The 25345-nt window shown below is 26.2% G+C and carries 26 protein-coding genes, 1 tRNA gene and 1 other RNA gene; 5 read left to right on the forward strand and 23 right to left on the reverse strand.

Annotation, left to right across the window (positions count from 1 at the left end):
• Positions 1–111: 111 nt before the first annotated feature.
• From recR to dnaX, 3 genes are all read right to left on the reverse strand, one after another.
• On the reverse strand, positions 112–708 hold the full coding sequence (gene recR / locus AC4FQ1_RS12300; protein ID WP_491169788.1) for a recombination mediator RecR: 597 nt from the start codon (positions 706–708) through the stop codon (positions 112–114).
• 154 nt (positions 709–862) lie between these two features.
• On the reverse strand, positions 863–1201 hold the full coding sequence (locus AC4FQ1_RS12305) for a YbaB/EbfC family nucleoid-associated protein (protein ID WP_024614223.1): 339 nt from the start codon (positions 1199–1201) through the stop codon (positions 863–865).
• A 149-nt stretch (positions 1202–1350) separates the two neighbouring features.
• Positions 1351–2991 carry a DNA polymerase III subunit gamma/tau gene (dnaX, locus tag AC4FQ1_RS12310; RefSeq protein WP_303129094.1) on the reverse strand — a complete coding sequence of 547 codons (1641 nt, stop codon included), beginning with the start codon at positions 2989–2991 and terminating at the stop codon, positions 1351–1353.
• 242 nt (positions 2992–3233) lie between these two features.
• Between dnaX and AC4FQ1_RS12315 the strand changes: the two genes are divergently transcribed.
• The 3 genes from AC4FQ1_RS12315 to AC4FQ1_RS12325 all read left to right on the forward strand — a co-directional run bounded on the left by AC4FQ1_RS12315 (position 3234) and on the right by AC4FQ1_RS12325 (position 5232).
• Positions 3234–3851: a hypothetical protein gene (locus AC4FQ1_RS12315; RefSeq protein WP_491169789.1), complete on the forward strand. Its 618-nt coding sequence runs from the start codon at positions 3234–3236 to the stop codon at positions 3849–3851.
• A gap of 95 nt (positions 3852–3946) precedes the next feature.
• The gene (locus tag AC4FQ1_RS12320) at positions 3947–4738 is read left to right on the forward strand and encodes a thymidylate synthase (protein ID WP_303129091.1); all 792 of its coding nucleotides are present in this window, start codon (positions 3947–3949) and stop codon (positions 4736–4738) included.
• On the forward strand, positions 4738–5232 hold the full coding sequence (locus AC4FQ1_RS12325) for a dihydrofolate reductase (RefSeq protein ID WP_303129089.1): 495 nt from the start codon (positions 4738–4740) through the stop codon (positions 5230–5232). Before AC4FQ1_RS12320 ends, AC4FQ1_RS12325 begins: the two co-directional genes overlap by 1 nt.
• Positions 5233–5513: 281 nt before the next feature.
• Here the strand turns inward: AC4FQ1_RS12325 and ffs are convergent.
• The 7 genes from ffs to AC4FQ1_RS12360 form a co-directional block, all read right to left on the reverse strand.
• Positions 5514–5778: signal recognition particle sRNA large type (gene ffs / locus AC4FQ1_RS12330), an RNA gene on the reverse strand.
• A 2-nt stretch (positions 5779–5780) separates the two neighbouring features.
• A tRNA-Ser gene (locus AC4FQ1_RS12335) sits at positions 5781–5870 on the reverse strand.
• A 181-nt stretch (positions 5871–6051) separates the two neighbouring features.
• Positions 6052–6267, reverse strand: coding sequence for a hypothetical protein (locus AC4FQ1_RS12340; RefSeq protein ID WP_491169790.1), 216 nt, complete (start codon positions 6265–6267; stop codon positions 6052–6054).
• 109 nt (positions 6268–6376) lie between these two features.
• Entirely contained in the window at positions 6377–7162 is a 786-nt protein-coding gene (gene lgt, locus AC4FQ1_RS12345) for a prolipoprotein diacylglyceryl transferase (protein ID WP_491169791.1), read from the reverse strand.
• Between the two features lie 14 nt (positions 7163–7176).
• Positions 7177–7620, reverse strand: coding sequence for a nucleoside deaminase (locus tag AC4FQ1_RS12350; RefSeq protein ID WP_491149427.1), 444 nt, complete (start codon positions 7618–7620; stop codon positions 7177–7179).
• A gap of 60 nt (positions 7621–7680) precedes the next feature.
• Positions 7681–8931 carry an HlyC/CorC family transporter gene (locus AC4FQ1_RS12355; RefSeq protein ID WP_303129067.1) on the reverse strand — a complete coding sequence of 417 codons (1251 nt, stop codon included), beginning with the start codon at positions 8929–8931 and terminating at the stop codon, positions 7681–7683.
• Positions 8932–9158: 227 nt separating this feature from the next.
• Entirely contained in the window at positions 9159–9548 is a 390-nt protein-coding gene (locus tag AC4FQ1_RS12360) for a hypothetical protein (protein WP_491169792.1), read from the reverse strand.
• 117 nt (positions 9549–9665) lie between these two features.
• Between AC4FQ1_RS12360 and AC4FQ1_RS12365 the strand changes: the two genes are divergently transcribed.
• The gene (locus AC4FQ1_RS12365; protein WP_491169793.1) at positions 9666–10229 is read left to right on the forward strand and encodes a hypothetical protein; all 564 of its coding nucleotides are present in this window, start codon (positions 9666–9668) and stop codon (positions 10227–10229) included.
• 67 nt (positions 10230–10296) lie between these two features.
• Here the strand turns inward: AC4FQ1_RS12365 and AC4FQ1_RS12370 are convergent, their stop codons facing one another.
• The 9 genes from AC4FQ1_RS12370 to AC4FQ1_RS12410 all read right to left on the reverse strand — a co-directional run bounded on the left by AC4FQ1_RS12370 (position 10297) and on the right by AC4FQ1_RS12410 (position 22607).
• On the reverse strand, positions 10297–11226 hold the full coding sequence (locus AC4FQ1_RS12370; protein WP_491169794.1) for a 2-dehydropantoate 2-reductase: 930 nt from the start codon (positions 11224–11226) through the stop codon (positions 10297–10299).
• A 671-nt stretch (positions 11227–11897) separates the two neighbouring features.
• Positions 11898–12092, reverse strand: coding sequence for a hypothetical protein (locus tag AC4FQ1_RS12375; RefSeq protein WP_303129060.1), 195 nt, complete (start codon positions 12090–12092; stop codon positions 11898–11900).
• Positions 12093–12356: 264 nt separating this feature from the next.
• Positions 12357–13790 carry a response regulator transcription factor gene (locus AC4FQ1_RS12380; protein WP_491169795.1) on the reverse strand — a complete coding sequence of 478 codons (1434 nt, stop codon included), beginning with the start codon at positions 13788–13790 and terminating at the stop codon, positions 12357–12359.
• Positions 13768–15459: a sensor histidine kinase gene (locus AC4FQ1_RS12385; protein ID WP_491169796.1), complete on the reverse strand. Its 1692-nt coding sequence runs from the start codon at positions 15457–15459 to the stop codon at positions 13768–13770. Before AC4FQ1_RS12385 ends, AC4FQ1_RS12380 begins: the two co-directional genes overlap by 23 nt.
• A 134-nt stretch (positions 15460–15593) precedes the next feature.
• Positions 15594–16304, reverse strand: a complete 711-nt coding sequence (locus AC4FQ1_RS12390; RefSeq protein ID WP_491169797.1) for an MgtC/SapB family protein — start codon at positions 16302–16304, stop codon at positions 15594–15596.
• Between the two features lie 65 nt (positions 16305–16369).
• Positions 16370–17443 (reverse strand): ABC transporter ATP-binding protein, encoded by a 1074-nt coding sequence (locus tag AC4FQ1_RS12395; protein WP_303129056.1) that lies wholly within the window; start codon positions 17441–17443, stop codon positions 16370–16372.
• Between the two features lie 23 nt (positions 17444–17466).
• A complete protein-coding gene (locus AC4FQ1_RS12400; RefSeq protein WP_303129054.1) occupies positions 17467–19167 on the reverse strand; it encodes an ABC transporter permease in 1701 nt (566 codons plus the stop codon).
• Positions 19168–19265: 98 nt separating this feature from the next.
• Positions 19266–20297, reverse strand: coding sequence for an ABC transporter substrate-binding protein (locus tag AC4FQ1_RS12405; RefSeq protein ID WP_303129050.1), 1032 nt, complete (start codon positions 20295–20297; stop codon positions 19266–19268).
• Between the two features lie 546 nt (positions 20298–20843).
• On the reverse strand, positions 20844–22607 hold the full coding sequence (locus AC4FQ1_RS12410; protein ID WP_491169798.1) for a GmrSD restriction endonuclease domain-containing protein: 1764 nt from the start codon (positions 22605–22607) through the stop codon (positions 20844–20846).
• 269 nt (positions 22608–22876) lie between these two features.
• Here AC4FQ1_RS12410 and AC4FQ1_RS12415 point away from each other — a divergent pair, with 269 nt between their 5' ends.
• The gene (locus AC4FQ1_RS12415) at positions 22877–23302 is read left to right on the forward strand and encodes a hypothetical protein (RefSeq protein WP_491169799.1); all 426 of its coding nucleotides are present in this window, start codon (positions 22877–22879) and stop codon (positions 23300–23302) included.
• 85 nt (positions 23303–23387) lie between these two features.
• Here AC4FQ1_RS12415 and AC4FQ1_RS12420 read toward each other — a convergent pair whose 3' ends face one another.
• From AC4FQ1_RS12420 to AC4FQ1_RS12435, 4 genes are all read right to left on the reverse strand, one after another.
• On the reverse strand, positions 23388–23786 hold the full coding sequence (locus AC4FQ1_RS12420) for a hypothetical protein (protein WP_491169800.1): 399 nt from the start codon (positions 23784–23786) through the stop codon (positions 23388–23390).
• Positions 23787–23851: 65 nt separating this feature from the next.
• Positions 23852–24166 carry a hypothetical protein gene (locus AC4FQ1_RS12425; RefSeq protein ID WP_491149371.1) on the reverse strand — a complete coding sequence of 105 codons (315 nt, stop codon included), beginning with the start codon at positions 24164–24166 and terminating at the stop codon, positions 23852–23854.
• An 82-nt stretch (positions 24167–24248) separates the two neighbouring features.
• On the reverse strand, positions 24249–24833 hold the full coding sequence (locus AC4FQ1_RS12430) for a hypothetical protein (RefSeq protein WP_491169801.1): 585 nt from the start codon (positions 24831–24833) through the stop codon (positions 24249–24251).
• Between the two features lie 104 nt (positions 24834–24937).
• On the reverse strand, positions 24938–25345 hold a 408-nt coding region (locus AC4FQ1_RS12435), incomplete at its 5' end, for a sigma factor-like helix-turn-helix DNA-binding protein (RefSeq protein ID WP_491169802.1).

A 25345-nucleotide genomic window follows, 5' to 3' on the forward strand; every position in this document is an offset into this window, starting at 1 on the left:
AACACATTCTTAAAATAATCATACATTGTTATCATAAGAAGCTTTTCACTCATTCTCAAACAAAACTTCTAACTCCCATCTATATTAAGGGCTCTAATGAGCCCTTCTTTTTTATATTTGAGTTCTTCCTTGTAATGCTTTTGAAAGTGTAACTTCATCTGCATATTCTAAATCTCCACCAACAGGTATTCCGGCAGCAATTCTTGTTACCTTTACATCTAACGGTTTAAGTATTTTAGCTATATACATAGCTGTTGCTTCACCTTCTATATTAGGATTTGTTGCTATAATAACTTCTTTAATTTCTTCTCTCATTCTTGAAACTAATTCTCTTATCCTAATATCTTGAGGACCTCTTCCTTGCATAGGTGATAAATTTCCATGAAGTACATGATAAAGACCATTATATTCTTTAACCTTCTCCATTGTCATAATATCTTTAGGCTGTTCTACTACACATATAGTACTCTTATCTCTACTTGGATTACTGCATATTGCACAAGGATCTGAATCTGTAAAATTCCCACAAACTGAACAATATTTAATAGTTCCTCTAGCCTTAACTAAAGCATCAGCAAATTCCCTAACCTCATCTTCAGGTAAATTTAATACATGAAGAGTTAATCTTTGTGCTGTTTTTTTACCTATACTAGGTAATTTAGCAAATTCTTCTATTAATTTTTCTATTGCAATTGGATAAAATTCCATAAATATCTCCCCTTAAAATTATATAATTTTACTTTTACTTTTATTACTATACGTAAAACTATCTTATAGTTTAATACAGTTTTTAACTTTTAACAACTTTTCTATTTAATTATAAAAAGCCAGCTGAAAGCTGGCTTTAAATATATTTTTTAAATTAGAATAATCCTGGTATGTTTAATCCACCAGTTACTTTACCCATTTGACTTGCAGTTTCTTGTTCTGCTTTTCTTAATGCTTCATTTACTGCACTTAGTACTAAATCTTCTAACATTTCTATGTCATCTTCATCTACTACTTCTGGCTTTATGTTAATAGATAATATATCTTTTTTACCATTTGCAGTTACAGTTACAGCTCCGCCTCCAACTGATGCTACAAATTCTTTTTCTTCAAGCTCTTTTTGCATTTGCTCCATTTTCTTTTGCATTTGCTGTGCTTGTTTCATTAAGTTATTCATTCCTCCCATACCACCTGGGAATCCACCTCTTGCCATATATATATCCTCCTTATTAATAGATTCTAAATCTAATTATATAGCATTTTCTTTTACTTTACTATACATATAATCTCAGTATTTAATAGTATAACTACTATATATAAATATGTTTTTTTATTTTATAATGTACCAATTAATATTAGCCTTTATTCATCAATAATATCTAAAAACTCAGTTCCTATAATATCTGTTAAAACCTTCTCCGGATCAGAATTTTCTTTGTTTTCATCAATAACAGTAAAATGAACTCTCACTTTGTTTTTTAAAACCTCAGAGAAAACCTCATTTACAACTTTATTATTTTCAGGCTTTTCTAATCTATCTTTATTGAATGAATATTGCTCATTATATTGAATAGTTATTACACCATTTTTGCAATCAATAGGCCTTCCTGTTGTTATTGATGCATAAATTATCATTGCTCTCCTGTTTTTAAATTCTTCTAATATATCCTTCCAAGCAGATTTAACTAATTGAATAGTTACATCATTTGAAAGATTTTCATCCTCTACTAATATATTATTAGAATCTTTCTTATTTATATTGTTTCCACCTTTTGATGTACTATTATCTATTACTTGTTTACTTCTAATATTATTTGAATTAACAGCATTCACTGATTCGATTTGAATTTTTCCTGACTTTAATGCTGCTTCTAATTTATTTATTCTGCTAAGAATTACTTCATTAGATGTATCATATTCTATTTTACATATCTTAATTATTGCAAGTTCTAAATATAATCTTGCTTGCTTTGACATTTTTGCATTTGTCTCTGCTTCTTGAAGAATTCTTATGCTTCTCATTATTTCCTCAACTCGTATTCTGTCACCTTGCTCCTTTACCAAAGCTATATTTTCAAGTGACATGTCAAGAACTTCTTCTGGGTTATTTGTAACCTTAATCATTAAAAGATTTCTATAATGTGCTATTAAATCTTTTATAAATAAAAATACATCCTTCCCTGCAAATACTATTTTGTCAATTATAGTTATAGCTTTTTCTATATTTCTTTCTATAGTTGCAGAAGTTAAATCAAATAAATACTCATTTGTAACTAACCCAAGCATTGATACTAACTCTTCATAATCTACATTTCCATCTCCCATAGCAATGGCTTGATCTAATATACTTAAGGAATCTCTCATAGCACCATCTGACACTCTTGCAATAAGATTTAAACTTTTATCATCTGCAAAAACGCCTTTATTCTCTACTATGGTTCTAAGTCTTCCTGTTATTTCTGAATTATTTATTCTTTTAAAATCAAACCTTTGACATCTTGAAAGAATTGTTATTGGAAGCTTTTGAGGATCTGTTGTTGCAAGGATAAATATTACATTTGATGGGGGTTCCTCTAAAGTTTTAAGGAATGCATTAACGGCTCCAGTTGACAGCATATGAACCTCATCCATTATATAAACCTTATACTTTGCTTCTTGTGGTGGATATTTAGAATCATCTATAATATCTCTAATTTTATCTACACCATTATTTGAAGCCGCATCTAATTCTGTAACATCAATTGCTAACCCTTCATTTATCTTTTTACACATATCACATTCATTACAAGGCTCACCATCTTTAAGATTTAAACAGTTTAATGCCTTTGCAAATACTTTTGCAGTAGAAGTCTTACCAGTACCTCTTGTTCCACAAAAAAGATATGCATGAGCTATTCTATCATTTAATATTTGATTTTTTAATGTTGTTGTTATATGTTCCTGACCTACTACATCTTCAAATGTTTTTGGTCTCCACTCTCTATATAACGCTGTATATGCCAAGGGCTTTCCACCTCTTTTTCTAAAGTTAAACTTAAATTAATTATACAATAAATATATTAATAAAACTACGTATAAACATTAATAGTAATTATACCCTTTTACTATACTTTTAAATAATAATTTTAATTTATAATATATTTTATTTATTAAATAAGCTAATACTTTTTTAAATTTTAGTTTACATATAATAAATTTAAATATTTTAGTGCTAACATATTTATAAAAAGACTTGAGGTGAGTTAATGAATAAAAAATTACTTCCAATTCAAAAAAACAATTTAATATATTTCTTATTAGGAATAATACTTGTAGTATGTTCAGCTGGATTTATTTATTATTCCGTCTCAACTAATTACTTAATAAATTTTAATGCTAAAAATTTAAAAGATTTTGCAAAATCACTTTCAACATTAGCTGAAATAGGTTTTTTCTTAGCAATTACTTTATTTGCTCTTAGATGTATAATCAAAAATCTAAATCAAAAAAGAGAAAATATATTAAATAAGTGGCTAAATAAAATTAATATAGTAATTCCAACAGAAGTTCAAAATGAATTTTTAGAAAATACTATATTAGGAAAAATTAAAAAATATTTATTTAGTATATCAAAAATTTTTCAAAGATTTCATATAATAATAGCATTAATATCAATTTCTTTAATATTAATTCATGCTTATATATTTTTACATTTAGGATTTAAGTGGAGAGTTGGATATATTATTGGTATTTTGGCCCTTATTGACCTATTATTAATACTTATAACAGGTATTTTTAGAATTTTTAATAAAAGTATCCATGCTCATAAAGGACTTGGTATTATATTTATAATATTAATGTGTTTACATATAACGTTAGTTTAATAAAAAGCTAACGTTTTTATTTTTGCAGTTTTCATTTTTTAATTAAAATAATATGTTAAAATAATATGATACTAAAATGAGAGGAGTTTTTTTCAATGAGTTTATACGATAAGCAATATCTTGATATTGTAGAAAAAATTTTAAATGACGGATATTACGATCAAAATAGAACTGGAGTAGCTACATACAAACTTCCACATCAAATAATGCAATTTGATTTAGAAAAAGAGTTTCCTATTCTTACAACTAAATTTGTTGCTTTTAAAACTGCTGTTAAAGAACTTTTATGGATATATAAAGACCAATCAAATAGCGTTAAGAAACTTCAAGAACAAAACGTTAAGATTTGGAATGAATGGATGATGGATGATGGAACTATAGGAACATCATATGGTTGGGTTGTTAAAAAATTTAATCAAATTGATAACTTAATAGACGCTTTAAAAAATAATCCACAAGATAGAAGAATGATGATTAACTTATGGCAAATACCATATTTAGATACTGGTGCTCTTCACCCATGTTGCTTCCTTACAATGTGGGATGTAACTGATGGAAGATTAAACTGCATGCTTGTACAACGTTCAGGAGATATCCCTCTAGGTGTTCCATTTAACACTAGCCAATATGCAGTTCTTGTTCATCTTATAGCACAAGTAACTGGACTAAAACCTGGATTATTTACTCATGTTATAAATAATGCACATATTTATGAAAACCAAGTTGAAGGAATGAAAATTCAATTATCAAGAAAAGATGAAGCATTTGATGCACCAAAATTATGGATAAATCCTGAAATAAAAGACTTCTATGATTTTACACCAGATGATATAAAACTTGAAAATTATCAGCATCATCCTGCAATCAAAATGGAGGTATCTGTTTAATGTTATCTATAATAGTTGCAATAGCAGCATCTAATAATGCAATAGGTAAAGATAACTCTCTTTTATGGCACATTTCTGAAGATTTAAAAAGATTTAAAGAGATAACATCTGGTCATAAAATACTTATGGGAAGAAAAACTTTTGAATCTCTTCCAGGAATTTTACCAAATAGAGAACATATAATTTTAACTAGAGATAAAAATTTTAATGTTGATTCTGATAAGGTAACTATTATCAATAATATTGAAGATGCTATTAAATATTATAAAGATTCTAATGAAGAAATCTTTATAATTGGTGGTGGAGAAATATATAAAGAATTTCTTCCATTTGCAAATAAACTTTATTTAACAAAAGTTTATAAGGATTTCGATGCAGATACATTTTTTCCACAAATAAACCTTGATGAATGGAAAGTTATCCACACTTCAGAAACAAAAATTGATGAAAAAAGTGGATTAAATTTTGAATTTATTGATTTATTAAGAAAATAATTTATCAAATATATTAAAGCAGTCATTTTAATGACTGCTTTTTTTAAATTATATTTTATACTAAACTTATTTATCATTTAAAATTGTAACTCCACTTATTTATAAACAAGAAAAAGAGGGGTACTTGCTCTTGGATGCAAGTCTCCCTCTCTTTCTTATCCTATTGTTTTTGTCCTATATTGTTAATCCTATTGAAGAGTAACCTAAATTAATTATTTACTGAATATATGTATTCTTATTTTGAATATATGTATTCTCATGCTCAAAATAACATTAAAAAACCGTGCACCTCGCTTCGACAGTAGCTTATATGCGTTACCTATGCAGTTAGCTCAGGCCAGATTGATCCACGGCACACGGAAGGAACCACTTATTGCTGCTTCCTTCCGGACCTGACAAGGTTCATGGGCTCCCGTTGCGTGGGACCCAGCCATCAACACCACTTACATAGGGCAGACCACACAAGCTAAAGCCTCCCCGAGGAATTCGATCCTGCTATAGCGGATTGCAGGTTACAGGGCACCGCTAACTCCCCATCTAGCACGGTCTGGCGGAGAGAGTGGGATTTGAACCCACGGTAGAGTTTCCCCTACACACGCGTTCCAGGCGTGCTCCTTCGACCACTCGGACATCTCTCCAGATTAAAAAACTTAAGCTTAAATAGTTTAACCTATCTAAATCTTAATATATAAATTATATTATAAACGTATTAAATTTTAATACTGTTTCATTCTATCATAAATGTTATTTTAGTTCAATAGAAACATTTTCTTTATTAAAAAGTATTAATACATAAAATAATTAACTATAAATTTCTTATTATTTTTTATCTTCTGTTTCATTTAATTCTTTATCCCTATTTTCCTTTTCCTCTTTAAACATTTGTTTTTTCATTTGACCATTTATAAGTAAAATAGGCATTAAAAACACAAATAAAGCAATTCTTATTACTCCTGTTTTTGCAACAAATATTATAAAAATAAGTACTACCAATTCTATTACAGTTAGTACATTAGATATTTTTCTCATTTCCATAGTATATCCCCTAACTAAAAATATTTATTTTAAATTATATCAAAAAATTATTAATTTTACATAAATAAAAACTAATGTATATAATTATATACATTAGTTTTTATAAATTTTATCCAAAAATCATTCTCTCTTTATTTTTCCTTATAATAATTATAATAAATATTATACCTAAAATAATTCCTGCAAATGAAATTAATTGAGCTATTCTAAACCCAAAAAACATTAAGCTATCTGTTCTTAACCCCTCTATAAAAAATCTTCCTAATGAATATAAAATCATATAAGAACTTATTACAATGCCTTCATATCCTTTTTTTACTTTATAAAGTATAATAACCAATACTATACAAACTAATAAATCCCATATTGATTCATATAAAAAGGTTGGGTGATAATACTCACCATCTATAAACATACCACGTTGAATAAATAATGGAAATTTTGATATAAATTCCTTAGAAACAACTCCTCCATGAGCTTCACTATTCATAAAGTTACCCCATCGTCCAATACCTTGAGCTAATATTATTGATGGTGCAACTAAATCTGCATAAGCTAAAAAATTTATCTTTTTAATCTTAGTATAAATAAAAGCAGCTAAAAAAGCTCCTATAAGTCCACCATGAATAGCAAGACCACCTTGTCTTATATTAAATATATCAATAAAATTATGTTTATAATTGCTCCATTCAAATATCACATAGTAAACTCTAGCACCTATTATTGCACAAGGAAATGCAATTAAAAATATATCTATTAAGTTTTCAAACTTTAAACCTTTTCTTTTAGAATTAAAATAAGCTAATATAAATGCTAATATTATACCAAATCCTATTAATACACCATACCACATGATATCAAAGCCAAATATTTTAAAAGCTACAGGATCATTCATAAAATTTCTCCTTTCTATTTTAAGTTTTTCTCTTTTCTTCTCTTCCTAAAAAATTCTTTTAATAAGTTGCTACACTCTTCATTATATACCCATTCAATATCAATAAAAGTATCTAAATATTTATTATTTACAATATCTACAACCGTTCCACACGCCCCCATATCCTTATTAAATGTACCTATGTATAATTTAGAAATTCTACTTTGAATTATAGCACTAGCACACATAGGGCAAGGCTCTAAAGTAACATACATAGAAGCTCCATTAAGTCTCCAGTCCCCAATAGTTTTGCAAGCATTTTCTATTGCAATAATTTCAGCATGAGATATAACACTTTTTTTAGTTTCTTTAAGATTATACCCACTTCCAATAATTTCATCATCTTTTACTATAATAGCTCCAACAGGTACTTCCATTAAGTTTAATGCTTTTTTCCCTTCATCAATAGCTAATTTCATATAATCCAAATAATCACCACTTTAAATATAATTAAAGGACAGATTATCTGTCCTCTAACTTTAAGTATATATTCTTACCTTTAAAATTCTATTTTTTTCAACTTCTTCAACTACAAATCTTATCTTTCCAATCATTACTTCTTGGCCCTTACTAGGAATTGTACCAAGTTCTCCAATAATTAAACCACCTACAGAATCAAATTCTTCTGACTCCATATTAACTCCAATAAGATCACTAACATCATCTAGCCTAGCGCTTCCATCAACAACATATTCATCTTCTTTAATGACTTCAATCATTTCTCTTTCTTTATCATATTCATCTTCAATATCACCAACTATTTCTTCTACTAAATCTTCAATTGTAACAATTCCTACTGTACCACCATACTCATCAAGAACAACAGCCATATGATTTCTAGATTTTTTCATTTCATTAAAAAGTTCAATTATTTTTTTAAATTCAAACGTATATAAAGGTTCACGCATATATTTTTTAGCATCAAATTCTTCACCTTCATATCCAGCTATAATAAGATCTTTAACATTTATTATTCCAACTACATCATCTATTGTATCATCATAAACAGGAATTCTTGAAAATTGATCTTCTTTTATTACTTTCATAAGTTCTTCATAACTTGAATTAACTTCTACAGCAGTAATATCAACTCTTTGAACCATTACATCTTTAACCTGTAAATCACCAAAATCAAAAACATTAAATATCATCTCTTTTTCAACATCTTCAAGTACACCTTCTTCTTCGCTTACACCAACCATTGTCTTAAGCTCTTCTTCTGTAATAAATGGTTCAGTAGCTTTTGGGTCTCCCCCTAAAAGTTTAATAAATACTGCTGACACAACAGTAAATATGGATACAAAGGGTTTAAAAATAAAAACACAAAATTTTATTGGTTTGCTAACTTTTAATGATACATTTTCTGATTTTTGTTTTGCAATAGACTTAGGTGTAATTTCACCAAATATAAGTATAAGAACCGTCATTACTCCTGTAACAATAGCAACAGCTGATTCACTTCCACCTGAAATCTTAACAGCCAACGAAGTAGCTATAGCAGATGAACCTATATTAACTATATTATTTCCTATTAAAATAGCTCCTAAAAGCTTATTTGGATCTTCTATTAATTTTTCTACGAGCTTAGCTCCTTTTACCCCTTCTTCAACCATGTGTCTAATTCTAATTTTACTTAAAGACATTAATGCTGTTTCTGACATTGAAAAGAATCCAGAAAGAATAAGTAGCACTATTAATAAAATTATTTGTCCCGTATAACTAGAGTCCAAAAATTATCACTCTCCCATAATTCAAATTAAATATATTATTTTTCATTATATCATAGAGAAAAAGATTTACATATATACAAATTCAAACCTTTGGTTTGAATTTGTTAAAATTTTAACTATTTTTATTGCTATTGTTATATATTTAACAATACTTTGTATTTTTATGTCGTAAAAAGTCTTATTAAGCTAGTTATACCAACGCTTTGAACTTTGTCGATTTTTGTTAGTTATTTTTTTAACAAATACTTTTTTGCTTCTATTTCTAACTTTTTTTCTAAAATTTTTACTACATAAGGTAAATTGTCTCTCCCTTTATTTTTTATCAAGTCTACATTTTCTATTCCTATTTTCCTAATTTTATATGCCCAATCAATTATGTTTTCTTTATTCTGCTTATTTTCATCATAATTTATAATTACAAAACCATTATTCAAATCTAAATAAACTTCTGTAATTCCATTTAATTTTGATATAGCCTTCTTAAAAAGCTTCTCATACTTGTTATATTTACTATCAATATTTCTTAAACACCTCATTTCCATAATAATTTTTCCTTTCTCACATTTATGGATATTTATCTTTATTAATTTATCAATTATCTTTGATTGAATGCTCATATCTCCTTCTCCATTATCTTAAAGATTTAAAATTATATAATTATTTATATTTCTTCTATCTTATGTATATTCAAAGTAATATACTTAATTTATAGAATTTATTTGGAGGTGTTAATCTTGAATATTTTAAATACTTTTATAAATAATTTATGTGGAACTTTTGACAACAAGAATCAAGTAAGTCTAGAACTAAAGGAAAATAAATTAATTCATCCTAAAGCTATGCATATAAATGGTATTTGCAACGATAAAATTTTTAATATTCCTACTAATTTTGATGGATTTTTTGTATTGGAAGAAAGCTATTACGAAATAGGCAACTTTAAAAACTCTCTTCCACACTTATTCTTATTCACCTTAAATGCTGATGGAAATATTGTTTTAACTTCATATGATATTCCTAATAATATTAAAAAAGAAGACTTTAGAAATGATAATTTAAATTTAAAAATGAATTTTAATGACTTAAAAATATCTGAAAAATTCACCCCAATGACTTATATTTATAAAAATGGTGAATTTAAAGGGGAAAGCATAAGCTATTTTAATTCAGAAACAACATTTATTTTAAAAGAAACCGTAAAAGATAATATTTTAGAAGTTAGTGAAGTGTTTAAAAAAGATGGAAAAATAACCTTTGGATTTGAAAGCCCTATAATTTATGAGAAAATTTCTAAATAATATTTATTTTATAAAAATAGGATATACTCAATATTTTGAGTATATCCTTTATTATTGATTTTTATATTTATTTAACTAATAATTGCTCTTTTCCATGAATAAAACTAGTAATCAAATCATTATAAGGAGTATTTATATTTAATTCTTTAGACTTTCTTGATACATACCCATTAATATAATCAATTTCTGTAAGACGATGATGTTGAATTAAATCTTGATGCATTGATGGATAATGCTCCCCAGCCTTATTTGGATCATAAATATTCTCAATTCCTTTAGCAATTTCTTCAACATCAAGCTTTACTCCATAATATTTAGCAACTTCAGAGAATTCTTTAATTATTTTACGTATAATACTTGCAGATTCTTTAATTTCACCAAATTCTTTTATATTGCAATCTAAAATTGTACAGCAACTATTTAACGTTCCATTAACACATGCCTTACGCCATATAGAAAATAAAACATTCTCGCTATAATGTGCATTTAAACCAGCTTTATTTAAAACCCTGCAAATTTTCTTTGCTTCATTATCCATGTTAGGATAAATATTTTGTACCTCTAAACTACCATCACCTGTTAATGTAACATGTCCTGGACCTACTAATCCAGCTGTCCATAAAGTTACTCCCATAAAAATGTTTTTCTTATCAATATGCTTTGCAACTGTATCTTCATGTCCTAATCCATTTAATAAACACAATACCTTTGTATCTTTACCTAAAATTCCTTTTATAGATTCTAACATACTTTCAAGCCCCATTGATTTAGTAAAAAGTATAACTAAATCTGGTGTTTCTTTTGCATCTTTAGGTAATACAACTTTAATATTAACTTGTTTACTTATTTTATTTTCCTCAATTGTTAATCCTTTTTTATTGATAGTATCTACATGTTCTTTCCATAAATCTATTAATAAAACTTCATTACCTGCTTCATGTAGCATATACCCAAAACGTGAGCCCATTGCACCGGCTCCAGCAATTGCAATTTTCATTTGATAATTCACTCTCCTATTCTCATTAGTCAATTTTATAAATTATATATTTAAATATGTTATCCTCATATAAGTGTATAACTTTTCTACAGAGTAAATCAATAAAATACATCTAAAAATGTATTATTAAAAACTCCATTATAACTTCTAAAATTATACATACAGTTACTTCATTAATAACATCTATTATATACTCCTATAACTGTTTATATTTCTCTTTCTGCAAAAACTTTTTTAAATAACTTTTAAACTTCCATTTAATTTTCTAAGCCTTATTTCTTTTGCTCATTTTTACATTATTTCTTAAACTTATTAGTTCCATATATAAATTATATAAATTTTTTAAGTAAAAAATTTATCTTCAAAAAAATAAAAGACCTTACAAAAAATTAAGGCCTTTTATTTTAAATAATTTAGAGATATATCTTTATAATATAGTTGTATTAAAACTATAAATAACTATTAATATGTTACTTATAATTTATTATTAGCTTTTCTACTTCTTTTATTATGATAATTATATATTTGCATAATTATATATTTGCATAATTATTTATTTAAAATATATTGCTGATTAATTTAAAGAAAATATTTTAGAATCTAAAGAATTAAATCAAAAAGAAGGTTTTATATTATATAAAGTACAAATTAATTTAATTAAACTTAAACATTTAGTAAAGAAAGCTAATTAATTTTAAAATACAACCTAAAAACAAAGAAATATATGTTACAGTTATCATTCTTAAATTAATAATATCAAACAATAAGTATATAAGTATATGCCCAACTACAGAAATTATACAAACACTAGATAAAATACCAACTACATATAACCCTAATGACTTATTATTTAATACCTTACTCATAAAAAATCTCTCCTTTATACAAAATTTATTTATATTAAGTCGCCTAAAGTTAAGTATCAATTAAAAAGCTTAAATGTAAGTTATATTAAGATTTCAATAAATTAGTGATAATCTAGTAATTATATAAAGTTATCTTTATATAATTATACAACAATATTTTACATTTTTGTTATATAAATATAACATTTTTATATAAATCATTAAAATTGTATATATTTTTAACACTAAAATATTATTAATAATTAAATTGAGCTAGATAATTATCTAGCTCAATTTCCTTTTATATTCTCTTGGATTAAAACCTGTATATTTTTTAAAATTTATAGAAAAGTTTCTATAATCTATATAGCCAACTTCTCTTGATACCTCTTTAATTTTCTTACCTTTTTTCAAAAATTCTATAGCCTTTTCCATTCTTACTTTAGTTAGATATTCATTAAAACCTACTCCAACAGTACTTTTAAATCTTCTACTAAAATAAGATTCATTCAAATATAATTCCTTTGCTACATCTTTTAACTTTAAATTTTCCATATAATTATTTTCTATAATCTCTATACATCTATCAATACTTCTATCTTCTCTAATCCAACAAGATTCTTTTTTTATTTCAATATACCTTTCTGACTCTAATATTACTATACTTTTCAAATAATCTATAGTTAACCCTATTTCTTTAATTTCAATATTATTTTCTTTATTTTTTAAAATATCAATACTTCCCCTTAATTTAAATAAAATATCCAATGTTATACTTATACATATTTCCTTATTAATTCTATTATCCTTCAAAAATTTAAATAAATCTTCTATGCTATTTCTTATAAGTAAATTACTCTCTCCATTTAATGCTATATAAAACTTATCTAAATTATTTCTTATATCTTTTTCTGACATATTAATTCTCTCTTGATTTTTACTAACTATATTTCCATAACCTAAATAAAAAGTTTCTTCAATTAATTTTTTTCCTTCAGAATAACACTTAATTATATTATTTAATTTATGTGCTTTAGTTACAGCTATAGATAATTCTTTTTTACATATATCTTTAAATAAATGTTCCACATCTTTAACTTCTCCATCTATAACTAAAACAATTCTGTAATTATGAGGTTTTAATATGTAATATTTATTGTTAATTTTTAATTCCTTATAAATATTATCAATTAAGTTTTGTATTTTTTTATCATCTCTTTTATTAATATCTATAAAAGCCATAACTACACAATCACTTGTAAAATAATTATATATATCGGCTAAATTAGTTTCACCCCTTACAATATCTAATAATTTTCTATCTGGCTTAACAACATTATTAAATATCTCAAGTTTATTAATAGCTTTATTTACGGCGCAAATTAACTCTTCTTCATCTAATGGCTTAAGTATAAAATCTATAACATTTAGCTTTATTGCTTTTACTGCATACTTAAAGTCGTCATACCCAGTTATAACTATACCTTGTAATCTTGGAAGTTTACCTTTTAATATATTTAATAATTCAAGACCATCTATACAAGGCATATTTATATCAGTAATAACAATATCAGGCTTTTCTTTAATTGCAATTTCTATAGCCTCATTAGAATCAGTTGTTGATCCACAAATAACGCAACCAATTTCATCCCATGGAATAACTACTTCCATACCTTTTAATGAATATATTTCGTCATCAACTAAAAGAACTTTTTTCATTTACTGCCTCCCTTAAAGGTATTCTTATAATAAATACAGTTAAATTTTCTTCAGATTTATGACTTATACCATACTTTTCTCCATACTGTATCTTAATTCTAGTATCAACATTATCAATTCCAACGCCTTCTCCAGTATGTTTACTATTTCCTATACCTACCCCATTATCCTTAATTTCAAATACTATATCAGAACCTTCTATTTTTCCACTAATAATAATCTTCCACTTACCAGCTTTATTAGAAAGTCCATGAATTATAGCATTTTCCACGATTGGTTGAAGGGTTAATCTTACTATTTCACAATTTTTTATTTCATCCTCTATTAGATATTCAATATTTAGTTTATCTTCATATCTAACTTTTTGTATGTATAAATAATTATCTATAGCTTTGAGTTCTTCTCCTATAAGAACCTCATCTTCACTATTTTTACATGAATATCTAAAAAGTTTTGATAAAGCATTTATCATCTTTGTAACTTTATCCTTTTCACCTAACTTTACCATCCAATTAATAGTTCCTAGCGCATTATACAAAAAATGTGGATTTATCTGAGCTTTTAAAGCATTAAATTTAGCTTGATTTATTAATATTCTTTTATTGTAATCTTCTTCTATAAGCCTATTTATTTCTTGTATCATTGAATTAAACTTATCACAAAGTTCACCTAGCTCATCATCACCACTATACTTAACCTTTATATTACGATTACCATCCTCAATTTGTTTAATAACCTCACTCATTTCATGTACTGGATTTGAGATTCTTTTACTAATATTATAAATAACTATTGTTCCTAAAATAATTACAATTAATATCAAAATCAAAAATACCTTTATATTACTTAGTAACTCATAATACAAATCCTTTTTAGGAATGGTAGAAATAACATTAAATTTCTTTATATCTTTACTTGAATAATAAATTTTATCATTTTTATTAATTACATCATTTAAACTTTTCCCTACATTCTCTATATGGTTCCTGTCTACTATTATTTTATTATTTATATCAGTAACGTATATATTACTGTCCTTAAAAAAGGTTACATCATCAATATATTGATTAAAATATTTTTCTAAAATCTCAATAATTACATATCCGATAACCTTCTTATTTTTATCTACTATAGCCTTACCTAATACCAAAACTATATCCTGATGTAATTCACTATCAAATCTTCTATAAATCTTTTGATGAACTCTATTTTCATCTGCTTCTAAACTTTTGTAAAAATCCCCATAAACATCTTTATATATTGGTTTATAATAATTAGTTGATGAATATCTACTTACCTTATCCTTGTCTATAATATGTATTGGCATTTTCATCGGCATTGTTGAAATTAAAGTTGAGGTTATATTATATAACTTTTGTGTATTTTTAAATTTTTTCTCATTATTATTTTTATCATCACTTTTAACTATATCTATAATTTCATTATTAGAAGATATAAAGTCAACCATATTACTAAAGCCAACCATTGAATTTGTTATATTTTCAGAGCTATTTTTAATACTTGCTAAAGTAAATTTTTTTACTTCTTTTCTTGTTGAATTATAAGTATAAATTAAATTATAAAATCCAAATATTAAAAATGGACATATTGATACTATTACAAATGCAATTGTAATTCTATTTTTAAATGTACGATAACGTTTACTCATAATTTGATTATACATATAAAATAATATATTTTATGTTTTTATTAACCCAATTTACATATTGTTAATATTTAACTTATTCTATAATTCCATTTTAAACATAAAAAATGTTGCAAAATTAATTTTGCAACATTCTTTTAATCTTCTACTAACTCAACACTAAAAATGCTATCGCTTCTAGATAATTCGCTAATTAAATTGCTTATATCAATACTCCTAGGAATTTCAATAGTATATAAGCAGCTATCAACGTTATTATATTCTTTAATATTATCCTTAATGTAAAACTCTATATTCTTTATTTTTATAGCTTTTCTCATTAAGTAACTCTCAATATATTCTAACGCATCTTTTTTGTCAACATATGATACTTGAATCTTTATGCAATCTGGTTGAGTTATAAATTTATTTTGAAACTTCTTAAGTACCCCAAGAACTAATACTATACATATTCCTGAAAGTATACCTATAGAGTAATAACCCATTCCTATAGCCAATCCAACACAAGCAACTACCCAAATAGAAGCAGCAGTTGTAAGACCTTTTATAGATCCTTTATCATGTAATATAGTACCTGCCCCTAAAAATCCAACTCCTGTTATTACTTGTGCTCCAAGCCTTGCGTAATCAACCTTTATAACATTACTTAATTCAGGATGTAATATTATATTATTCATTGCCGTTTCAGACATATGAGATTGTATTAAAGAAACTACTGTAGCACCTACACATACTAATATATGAGTTCTAAATCCAGCAGGTCTATTTTTAAATTCTCTCTCATATCCTATAGCTCCCCCTATTAAAACAGCTAAAAATAATCTAATTACAATATCCCTTATCTCCATTATCGGCCTCCCCTATTTTATATATAATATAAAATAATATTTTAACTAAAGGGATATATCTAAATCTAAACAATATGAAGAACTTGTGGATTAAAATTAAGCTTGACCATATCTCCTTCTGAGAAATGTTCTTTTGCTTTAGGATTAGTTACTTCTATACAAATATTATCACCATTTACTTCAACTATATAATCCTGATATGATCCCATAAATGTTGATGATATAACCTTCCCTTCAAGTATTCCTTCCTTTCCAATTTCTATTGCTTCTGGTCTTAAAACTACACTAACTTCATCAGAAACCTTTTTATTTCCACTATAATTAAGTTTAAATTTGTTTTCGCCAATTTTAACTAAAGCTTTTCCGTCTTCTATCTTTTCAACTTTAGTTTTTAAAAAGTTTACATTACCTATAAATTCCGCAACAAATTTATTACTTGGTTTTCCATATACTTCTTCAGGAGTACCAACTTGTTCTATAATTCCATCTTTCATAATTATAATCCTATCTGAAAGACTCATAGCTTCTGATTGATCATGAGTTACATATATAGCAGTTATTCCTGTTTTCTTTTGAATTTTTCTTATTTCAGTTCTCATATAAACTCTAAGCTTTGCATCTAAATTTGATAAAGGCTCATCAAAAAGTAATACTCCCGGTTCCATAACTAATGCTCTTGCAAGGGCAACTCTTTGTTGTTGACCTCCTGAAAGTTGATTTGGACTTCTATTTTCCATACCTTTAAGACCAACAAGGTCTATTATATTATTTACTTTTTCTTTAATTTCTTCCTTACTCATTTTTTTAAGCTTTAATCCATATGCAATATTATCAAATATATTTAAATGAGGAAATAACGCATAACTTTGGAAAACCATAGCTGTATCTCTCTTATCTGGTGTTAAATCATTTATTTTATCACCGCCAAGATAAATTTCTCCTTCTGTAGGTATTTCAAATCCAGCAACCATTCTTAATGTAGTTGTTTTACCACAACCTGATGGACCTAAAAGAGTTACAAATTCACCAGCTTTTATATCTACTGATATATTATCAACAGCCTTAAACTCTGAATTTTTATTATGACTTAAATATATCTTAGTTAAATTCTTTATATTTACACCTTTGCTTCTTTCCATAATTACTACAACTCCTTACTTTTTTATATAACACTATCACTTGATTTACTTACCCCCATCTTACTTAACCCAAAATACATCAATGCTATAGCTATATAAACTATAACTATTAATACAGTTGAATATGCTGATGCAACACCAAATCTTCCTGTATCAACTTGTGAAAGTATTGATGCAGTTAATAATTGATACTTAGGTGTAACTAAAAATACTACTGCACTTACTGCTGTCATACTTCTTACAAATGTATATACTAATCCACTAAAGAAAGCTGATTTAATAAGAGGAAGTGTAACAGATGTAAATACTTTTTTAGAATTAGCTCCTAAATCTTGTGCCGCTTCTTCTATTGCTGGATCTATTTGTCCAAGTGAAGTTATTCCAGCTCTTATTCCTACTGGTAAACTTCTAACTACAAAAGCAATTACTATAATTAAACATGTACCTGTTAAAAGTAATGGTTTTGCATTAAACGCATTTATATATCCAAGTCCTAAAACAGTACCTGGAACTGCCATAGCTAGTAATGATACAAACTCAATGTATCCTCTACCAATAAATCTCTTTCTTGCAACTAAGAATGCTATAACCATTCCTATAATTCCTGTTATAGGTGTTGCCCAAAGTGATAATATTACTGTATCTTTTACTGATTCAAATCCTAAATCAAATACATATTTAAAATGCTCTAAAGTTAATGAATAATCTACACCCATTACCTTAAAGAATCCGCCTAACGGTATTAAAATATAAAATGCTAATACAAATATAGTAACTAATAAGCAGAATATATCTATTGGCCATACTATATTAGAATCTTCAATTAATATTCTTTCTTTTGATGCCTTACCTGTTACTGTTACATATGATTTTCTTTCAATCCAAAACTTTTCTAATACAAATAAAAGAACTGAAAGAACTAACAGTATAACTGCAACTGCAGCTCCTCCACTCATATCATAATTTCCTATTGCCTGCATATATATTTTAGTTGCTAATGTTGAATAACTACCTCCAATAACCATAGGATTTGAGAAATCCGCTACTACTTCAATAAAAGTTAATAAAAATGCATTTGCAATCCCAGGTAGCATAAGAGGTAATGTTACTGTTTTAAAAGTTGTCCACCTTGATGCTCCCATACTTCTTGAAGCCTCTTCCAAAGCTGGATCAATTTTTTTAAGTAATCCAATTAATAAAAGATAGGCTATTGGAAAAAATGTCATAGTTTGAACCATTACAATGCCTTTAAATCCATAAATATTAGCATCATTCATTCCAAGTAATTGTCTAGTTATAATACCAAATTGTCCAAATAACATAATAGCTGATAATGCTAATACAAAAGGTGGAGAAATTATTGGTAATATAGATACTAATTTAAATAATTTCTTAAAATGTGATTTTATGTACGCATCTGCATAAGCAAATATAAATCCAATTATAGTTGATAATACTCCAACAGTTACTCCAAGTTTTATAGTATTCCAAAATGTTGCTCTAAAATCTAAGTCTTTTAAAACTTGATTATATGATGCAAAGCTAAACTCTTTACCTGCATCTATAAAACTTACCTTTAGTACTGAATACAAAGGATATAATATGAATATTGATAATGAAATTATAAGAAATATTATTGTAGTTAAAAGTATCGGATCTCTCCATATCTTTTTCATATCTCTTAATTCATGCTTTAGTTTTAACTTCCTAGTGTACATTGACATGATTATTTTCTCCCTTCAGCTTATAAAAACAACTAAACTTAGCAGGACAATATACTATTTATTAAATAGTATATTGTCCTTACCTTAAAATTTTAAATTTATTTTTTTATTGCTTTATTCCACTCTTCTACTAATTTACCTCTATTGCTTCCTGCCCATTCTAAGTTATAATTTATAAGTTTAGTATCTTTAATTTCTGCTGCTTGACTTGGACTATTTGCAGCTGGATTTGTTAAAAATTGATATGAACCAACAGTTTGTCCTATTTCTTCACCTTTTTTAGATAAAACAAAGTCTACAAACTTTTTAGCTCCCTCTTGATTTGGAGCACCTTTTAATATACCAACAGCACCAACTTCATATCCAGTTCCTTCACTAGGTGCAGTTAAAACTAAATCCTTCATTCCTTCTTCTCTATATTTAATTGCATCATGTAAGAATGAAATACCAACCATAACTTCACCTTGTCCTGCCATTCTAGCTGGAGCAGTTCCTGACTTTTCATATGACTTAATATTCTTATTTAATTTAGCCATATACTCCATTCCCTTTTTTTCTCCCATAAGTTGAACAATAGTAGCAAGCATTGTATATGCAGTTCCTGATGAACCTGGATTTGCCATAGAAATTTGACCTTTAAACTCAGGTTTTAATAAATCTGCCCAACTTTTTGGAGCCTCTATTCCTTTTTCTTTTAATAATTTAGAGTTTGAAGCAAATCCTAAATAACCAACATAAATTCCAGTCCATAATCCTTTTGGATCTTTATATTTATCTGGTATTTCTTTTGCTTCTGGTGAATTATAAGCTTCTAATAATCCCTCATCTCCAGCTTGAACGAATGCATCTGCTGGGCCTCCAAACCAAACTGAAGCCTTAGGATTATCTTTTTCTGCTCTTATTCTGCCAAGTATTTCACCTGATGACATTCTTACCGCTTGTGCATCTATTCCTGTTTCCTTTTTAAATTCTTCAACCGCTTTTACCATATGATCTTCCATAAGACCACAATAAATTGTTAAAGTTTCTCCTGATGCCTTTTCTTCTTTTTTATCTGCTCCACACCCAGCAAATAAACCTAAACTTATAACTGCTGAAAGAGTTACAGCAATTAAACTTTTCTTTTTCATTATTATTTACCTCCTAATATTTCCTTTAACTTTATGTTAACGTATTCAAAAGTAATTTTTTTAAAAGAGGTAAGTTTTAATTACTTAAAAAGTAAAATTTTATTACATAATAAAAACTGAATTAAACTATTTCTAATGTACTAATACAAACTTTTGTCACCTTTTAAGCACAATAAAAAGGCTTAACCATTACGGTTAAGCCTTTTCTTATATGTAAGTGGCACTCCCAACAGGTATGAAACTATGCATTTTAATATATTTCTATACATTTTAATATTATATTCAAACCGTTGAAAATGCTCTATTTATAAATATTTTATATTTTAATAAATTTATTTATATCTTCTTCTATATTTGAAAATTGTCCCCTTAGTGTCACCTTTTTAACTTTGGACCTTTGAAAACGAAATATATTATTTTAATACTTTTTATATTACGCTTAAATCTTGTTATATAGTCATTATTATTTTATTTAGCTCTTTCTCTCCTCTACAATAAAATAAATAAAAAAAGAAGGCCTTTTATAGCCTTCTTAAATTTAGTTATTTAATTAAATCTCTTAAAAAATGAAGCCATATCCTGTATTTCTATCTTATGATTATTAGCTCCTCTTCTTTCATAATAATTATTATCATATAAAATTGCTTCATCACATTTTTCTAATTTCATTATAATTACGTGTTTTCCACCATAATTTAAAAATCTTATACTATTGCTTATTTTTGAAATATATTTACTTTCAATAGGTTCTTTTTCAAGTTTTTGTATTATCTTTTGGAAATACTTATCTGGATCTAATCCCAAAATCTTTATGTCATGATTAACTCCAGTTACAAAATGCTTACCAACTTTTAAACTTTTTTCCCCAGTTACAGCTTCTACGTCTTTTGTATCTGATTCTTTATCTGCCACTCCAATAATTAAATACCCAACTTGACCTTTACCTCTATTAACCATTGCTGTTAAAGTTTTTATAGTTTTACTAAACGTTTTATCTATAAATTCCTTATTCTGTATATTACAAAATCCAATTTTAAAATCAAATGAACTTTGTTCGGTACTTGATTGACTTAATATAGTTTCTAATTCCATACTCCATTGATGTATTCCTGGATCTTCTAAATTTTCAGTAAAATGTTTACTTAAAATACCTTTAACTGATCGAACATTACTATCTCTCTCAGTTGCCGCCCAAGTTCCTCCACCTTGACTAATATTTATATGTTTACCAATGCCATTAAGATCCTTTATAAGTCCATTTACTGAACTTATTTTTTTATTATCAACTATTAGTAGTTCATTTAAAGCAAGAAATATAACCTGGAAATATCTCGGTATTTTATCTAATGTATTCCCATTAAATAAAAGTTCATTAAATTTTTTATTAGATTCTTTTAAAACAACTCTTATAGTGTCTAATACAAGATAAAAATCTTTTTTTATATTCTCTTTACCTCTCAAATTTATAGCTTGTTCTATTTCTTTGTGCCTCTTACTTTTGCTTTCTCTTATCCCATATAATTCATCTAACATTTTGCTACTTGATACGGGTTTATCTTTTAGTAACATATATGCTAGCATGTCTGCTATTATTTCTTCATCTTTTGATTCTCTAACTTGCTCTCTTCTAATTATTGTATTTTTAACCCAAAAAACTTCATCAACGTTTATTCCATATTTAAGCTCTTTATTTGTGATACTTATATTTTTCATTTCATTTAATAATAACTGGTCTCTTAAAGATGCGTCTCCTCTAACTTCACTTGATAATTCCCTAACAATATTTGCATATACCGACGTCGCTCCTGCTTGCCTTATTTCTTGCTTAGATAAATGTTTCCCATTTGAATTTATTCTTCTAAATATTTCATCAATTTGTTCAGTTGTTTCCATTTTATATATTGACAACGGTAATACATAGGAAGCAATATTTGTACATTTCTTTCTATCTAAAACCGGCATATTTTGTTTTAACTTTCCTTGATCATGAATAAATTTACTTTCAGCCATAGCTTCCAAATCAAAATATCCACCATCAACACTAAATTCCCCTTCAATAAATGAAATAATAGCATTTAATCTCTGCATTCCATCAATTATTTCAAAACTTGTATCTGAATCACTGTTAATCTCAGCTAATAATATTAATGGAACTGGATATCCATTGATTATTGAATCTATAAAAGCTGATTTTTCCTCTATATTCCATACTAATTTTCTCTGATATCTTCTATTAACCAACATTCTATTATGAGTATAATATTCGTATATTCTCTGTATATTCTCTGATCTTACTGTTAAATCTTGCATATATCTCATCTCCCTTATCATTGAAGTAAAAGTTATTATAATAACCTTTACTTTCTCTATTATAAATTTTCTTTACTCATTTATGCAATGCTATTATCATTTTCTCTATCCTTGAATGCTATTTTACTCTTATAAACTTTTAATTTTTAGCACTCTATTTCCTAACCTATTAATTGTAAACATTATCTTTAAATTATTTATTATATATTGTGCACTAAAATTTATTCACCTAAAATATACTTATAATACTATAAGGAGAGTAAAATTTAATGAAAAAATTTACATCAATTTCACTAATAATATTGATACTTTTATTATTAAGTTATAAAGTATATTCAAATATTCCATCTATTCCATACAAATCTAAAGCCTTAAACTTAACAATTAAATTTCCTAAAAATTGGACTAATAAGTATGTGGTTGAAGAATCTAAAGATTCATTATCTGTATATTTTAAACCACAAAAGTCAGATAATTTAAAAGGTCTTTTATTCATTATTGCTAATTCTAATACTCAATCAATAAATTCCTCTGAATATGACAGCATAAATTCCAAAAAATATATAAATATAAAAAATAATAAATATTTTATTGGTGGCCCTACTGATACAGGCTTTCCAGATAATAATTCGGAATACTCTACATACAACAGCATGAAAGATCAAGTTCCTAAAATTATTAATTCAATAAAATAAACTTTCTAATATTATTTTTATTCAAACCTAAAATATAACTTCTAGTCCTTCTATGGCTAATAAAATAAGGGTAAGAACTTTAATCTTACCCTTTAAGTAAATTGTTTATATCAATACCACTTTCTTTTATAGCAATTATTATTTTATTTATAGCTTTAGTCTTTATTCCTTTTCTGCAATAATCTTCTGAATAACCAACTACATTAGCTATCTGTTTCCATGTTAATTTTTCTTTACTTAAATATCTTAATTCTATAAGTTTTCTTTCTGTTCCATTTAAATTATTTAAACACATATGTAACATATTTTTAAGTCTAATATATTTATTTAAATCTTTATTTAACTTTATTAATTCATCATCTTTAGAGTATTCATCATTTTTAACTATCTCTATTTCTTTATTTATAAAATCAATCTTATATGATAACCCTTTATATTCTGTAATAACTCTTTCAAACCTTCTAATTACTTCACTATTGCTCATTTACTCACTCCAATAAACTTAAATATTATAGGTATTATTCATATCAATACCTAAATCAATATTCCTTAATACTCTTTCAATAACTGCTCTACTTCTTCCATAGTATAATATCTCTTATTCTTATCTCTAAATACTATTCCTAGATTTATATAATACTTAAATACTGTATATATACTTACCTTAACATACACAGGACTTTTTATCTTTCTTTTATTACTCGCCCAACATTGAGTTAATCCTAAATCTTTTACATATACTAAATACTTATCATATTCTTTATTATGTATAGCCTTGAAATAAGCCTCTTCCCTCTTATATACATCTTCTAAACTTAATCCCATATCTTCTATTCTCTTCATCATTAATTCTCTATGCTCCATTACCTCTCCTCCTCAATTTATAGGGCGTTAAATACTTTACACCCATAATAAATAAAAGGATAAGAAAATTAATCCTATCCTTTTACTTATTATTTAAATTCCATTCCCATCCATTATTATTAAATACTTTATTATTTTTATATTCTATATTTAAATTAGGTTTATAATACATATTCTCTTTCATGAGCTTATTAATATCAGTATAAATAAAAAATATTATATTGTTCTCAAATATTATTGATTCAACCTTTTTATTATCTATCTTTATACTTTTTATATTATTATCATATTTTATAGATCCAATCATAATACCAATATTATATTTAGGGGCACTTGTATATACAATAGTATTATTTTTTACAAATCCATTAGAAGTAGATGTTTCAACTCTCCACCCTTTAAATATATGCTTATGAATTATAGAAAATATAACATCATCTTTTGTACTTTGCCATATAACTATCTTATTATCTTTATTAAAATCTTTAATAGAAATAATAGATTTTTGTTTAATATTATTTGAATATTGAAATTTTTCTAACGATTGTTCTACCTTTTCATTTTCAGAAATATTTTTATTTTTAACAAAATATATTCCTAGTATCCCACTTATTATTATAAATATAACCAACACACCAATTAACAGAAATTTTTTTTCTAATTTCACAATAACCCTCCATTTATAAAACGTTTTTTTAATTTTAATATAATTCTCCTTAATAATTACATTTATTTTTGTAAATTTTTAGTTAATTAGTATTATTTTATATTTCAGGAATATTTATTGTATTGCTTTAAATTTATTTCAAAATCTATATTTCTTATAATTCTCTCAAAGGTCATATCTTCTCTGTACCTTCTGTTATATTCAATTCTAAACCATGTACTGTTTCTTATTTTTCTTATAGCCTTTGATTTAGTACTTCTTATATCATTAGAAGAGGCTTGAAATATATCTGCTATATCTTCTATTGATACTTGGTCCGTATCCCAACCATAATATAGCTTTAATACTTCTCTCTCATGTAATGTATTATAACTATTCATTACACCCTCTAGCTCTTTTCTTAATTCCTTTGTATATAAATCATCTTCTATCTTTTCTATACAATTATCTTTACTTTCTATAAGGTCCATTAGTTCGCTTTGTTCTTCACCGACTGTTTTATTAAGGCTTGT

It is taken from the genome of Clostridium sp. TJA020 (genome assembly GCF_058310295.1).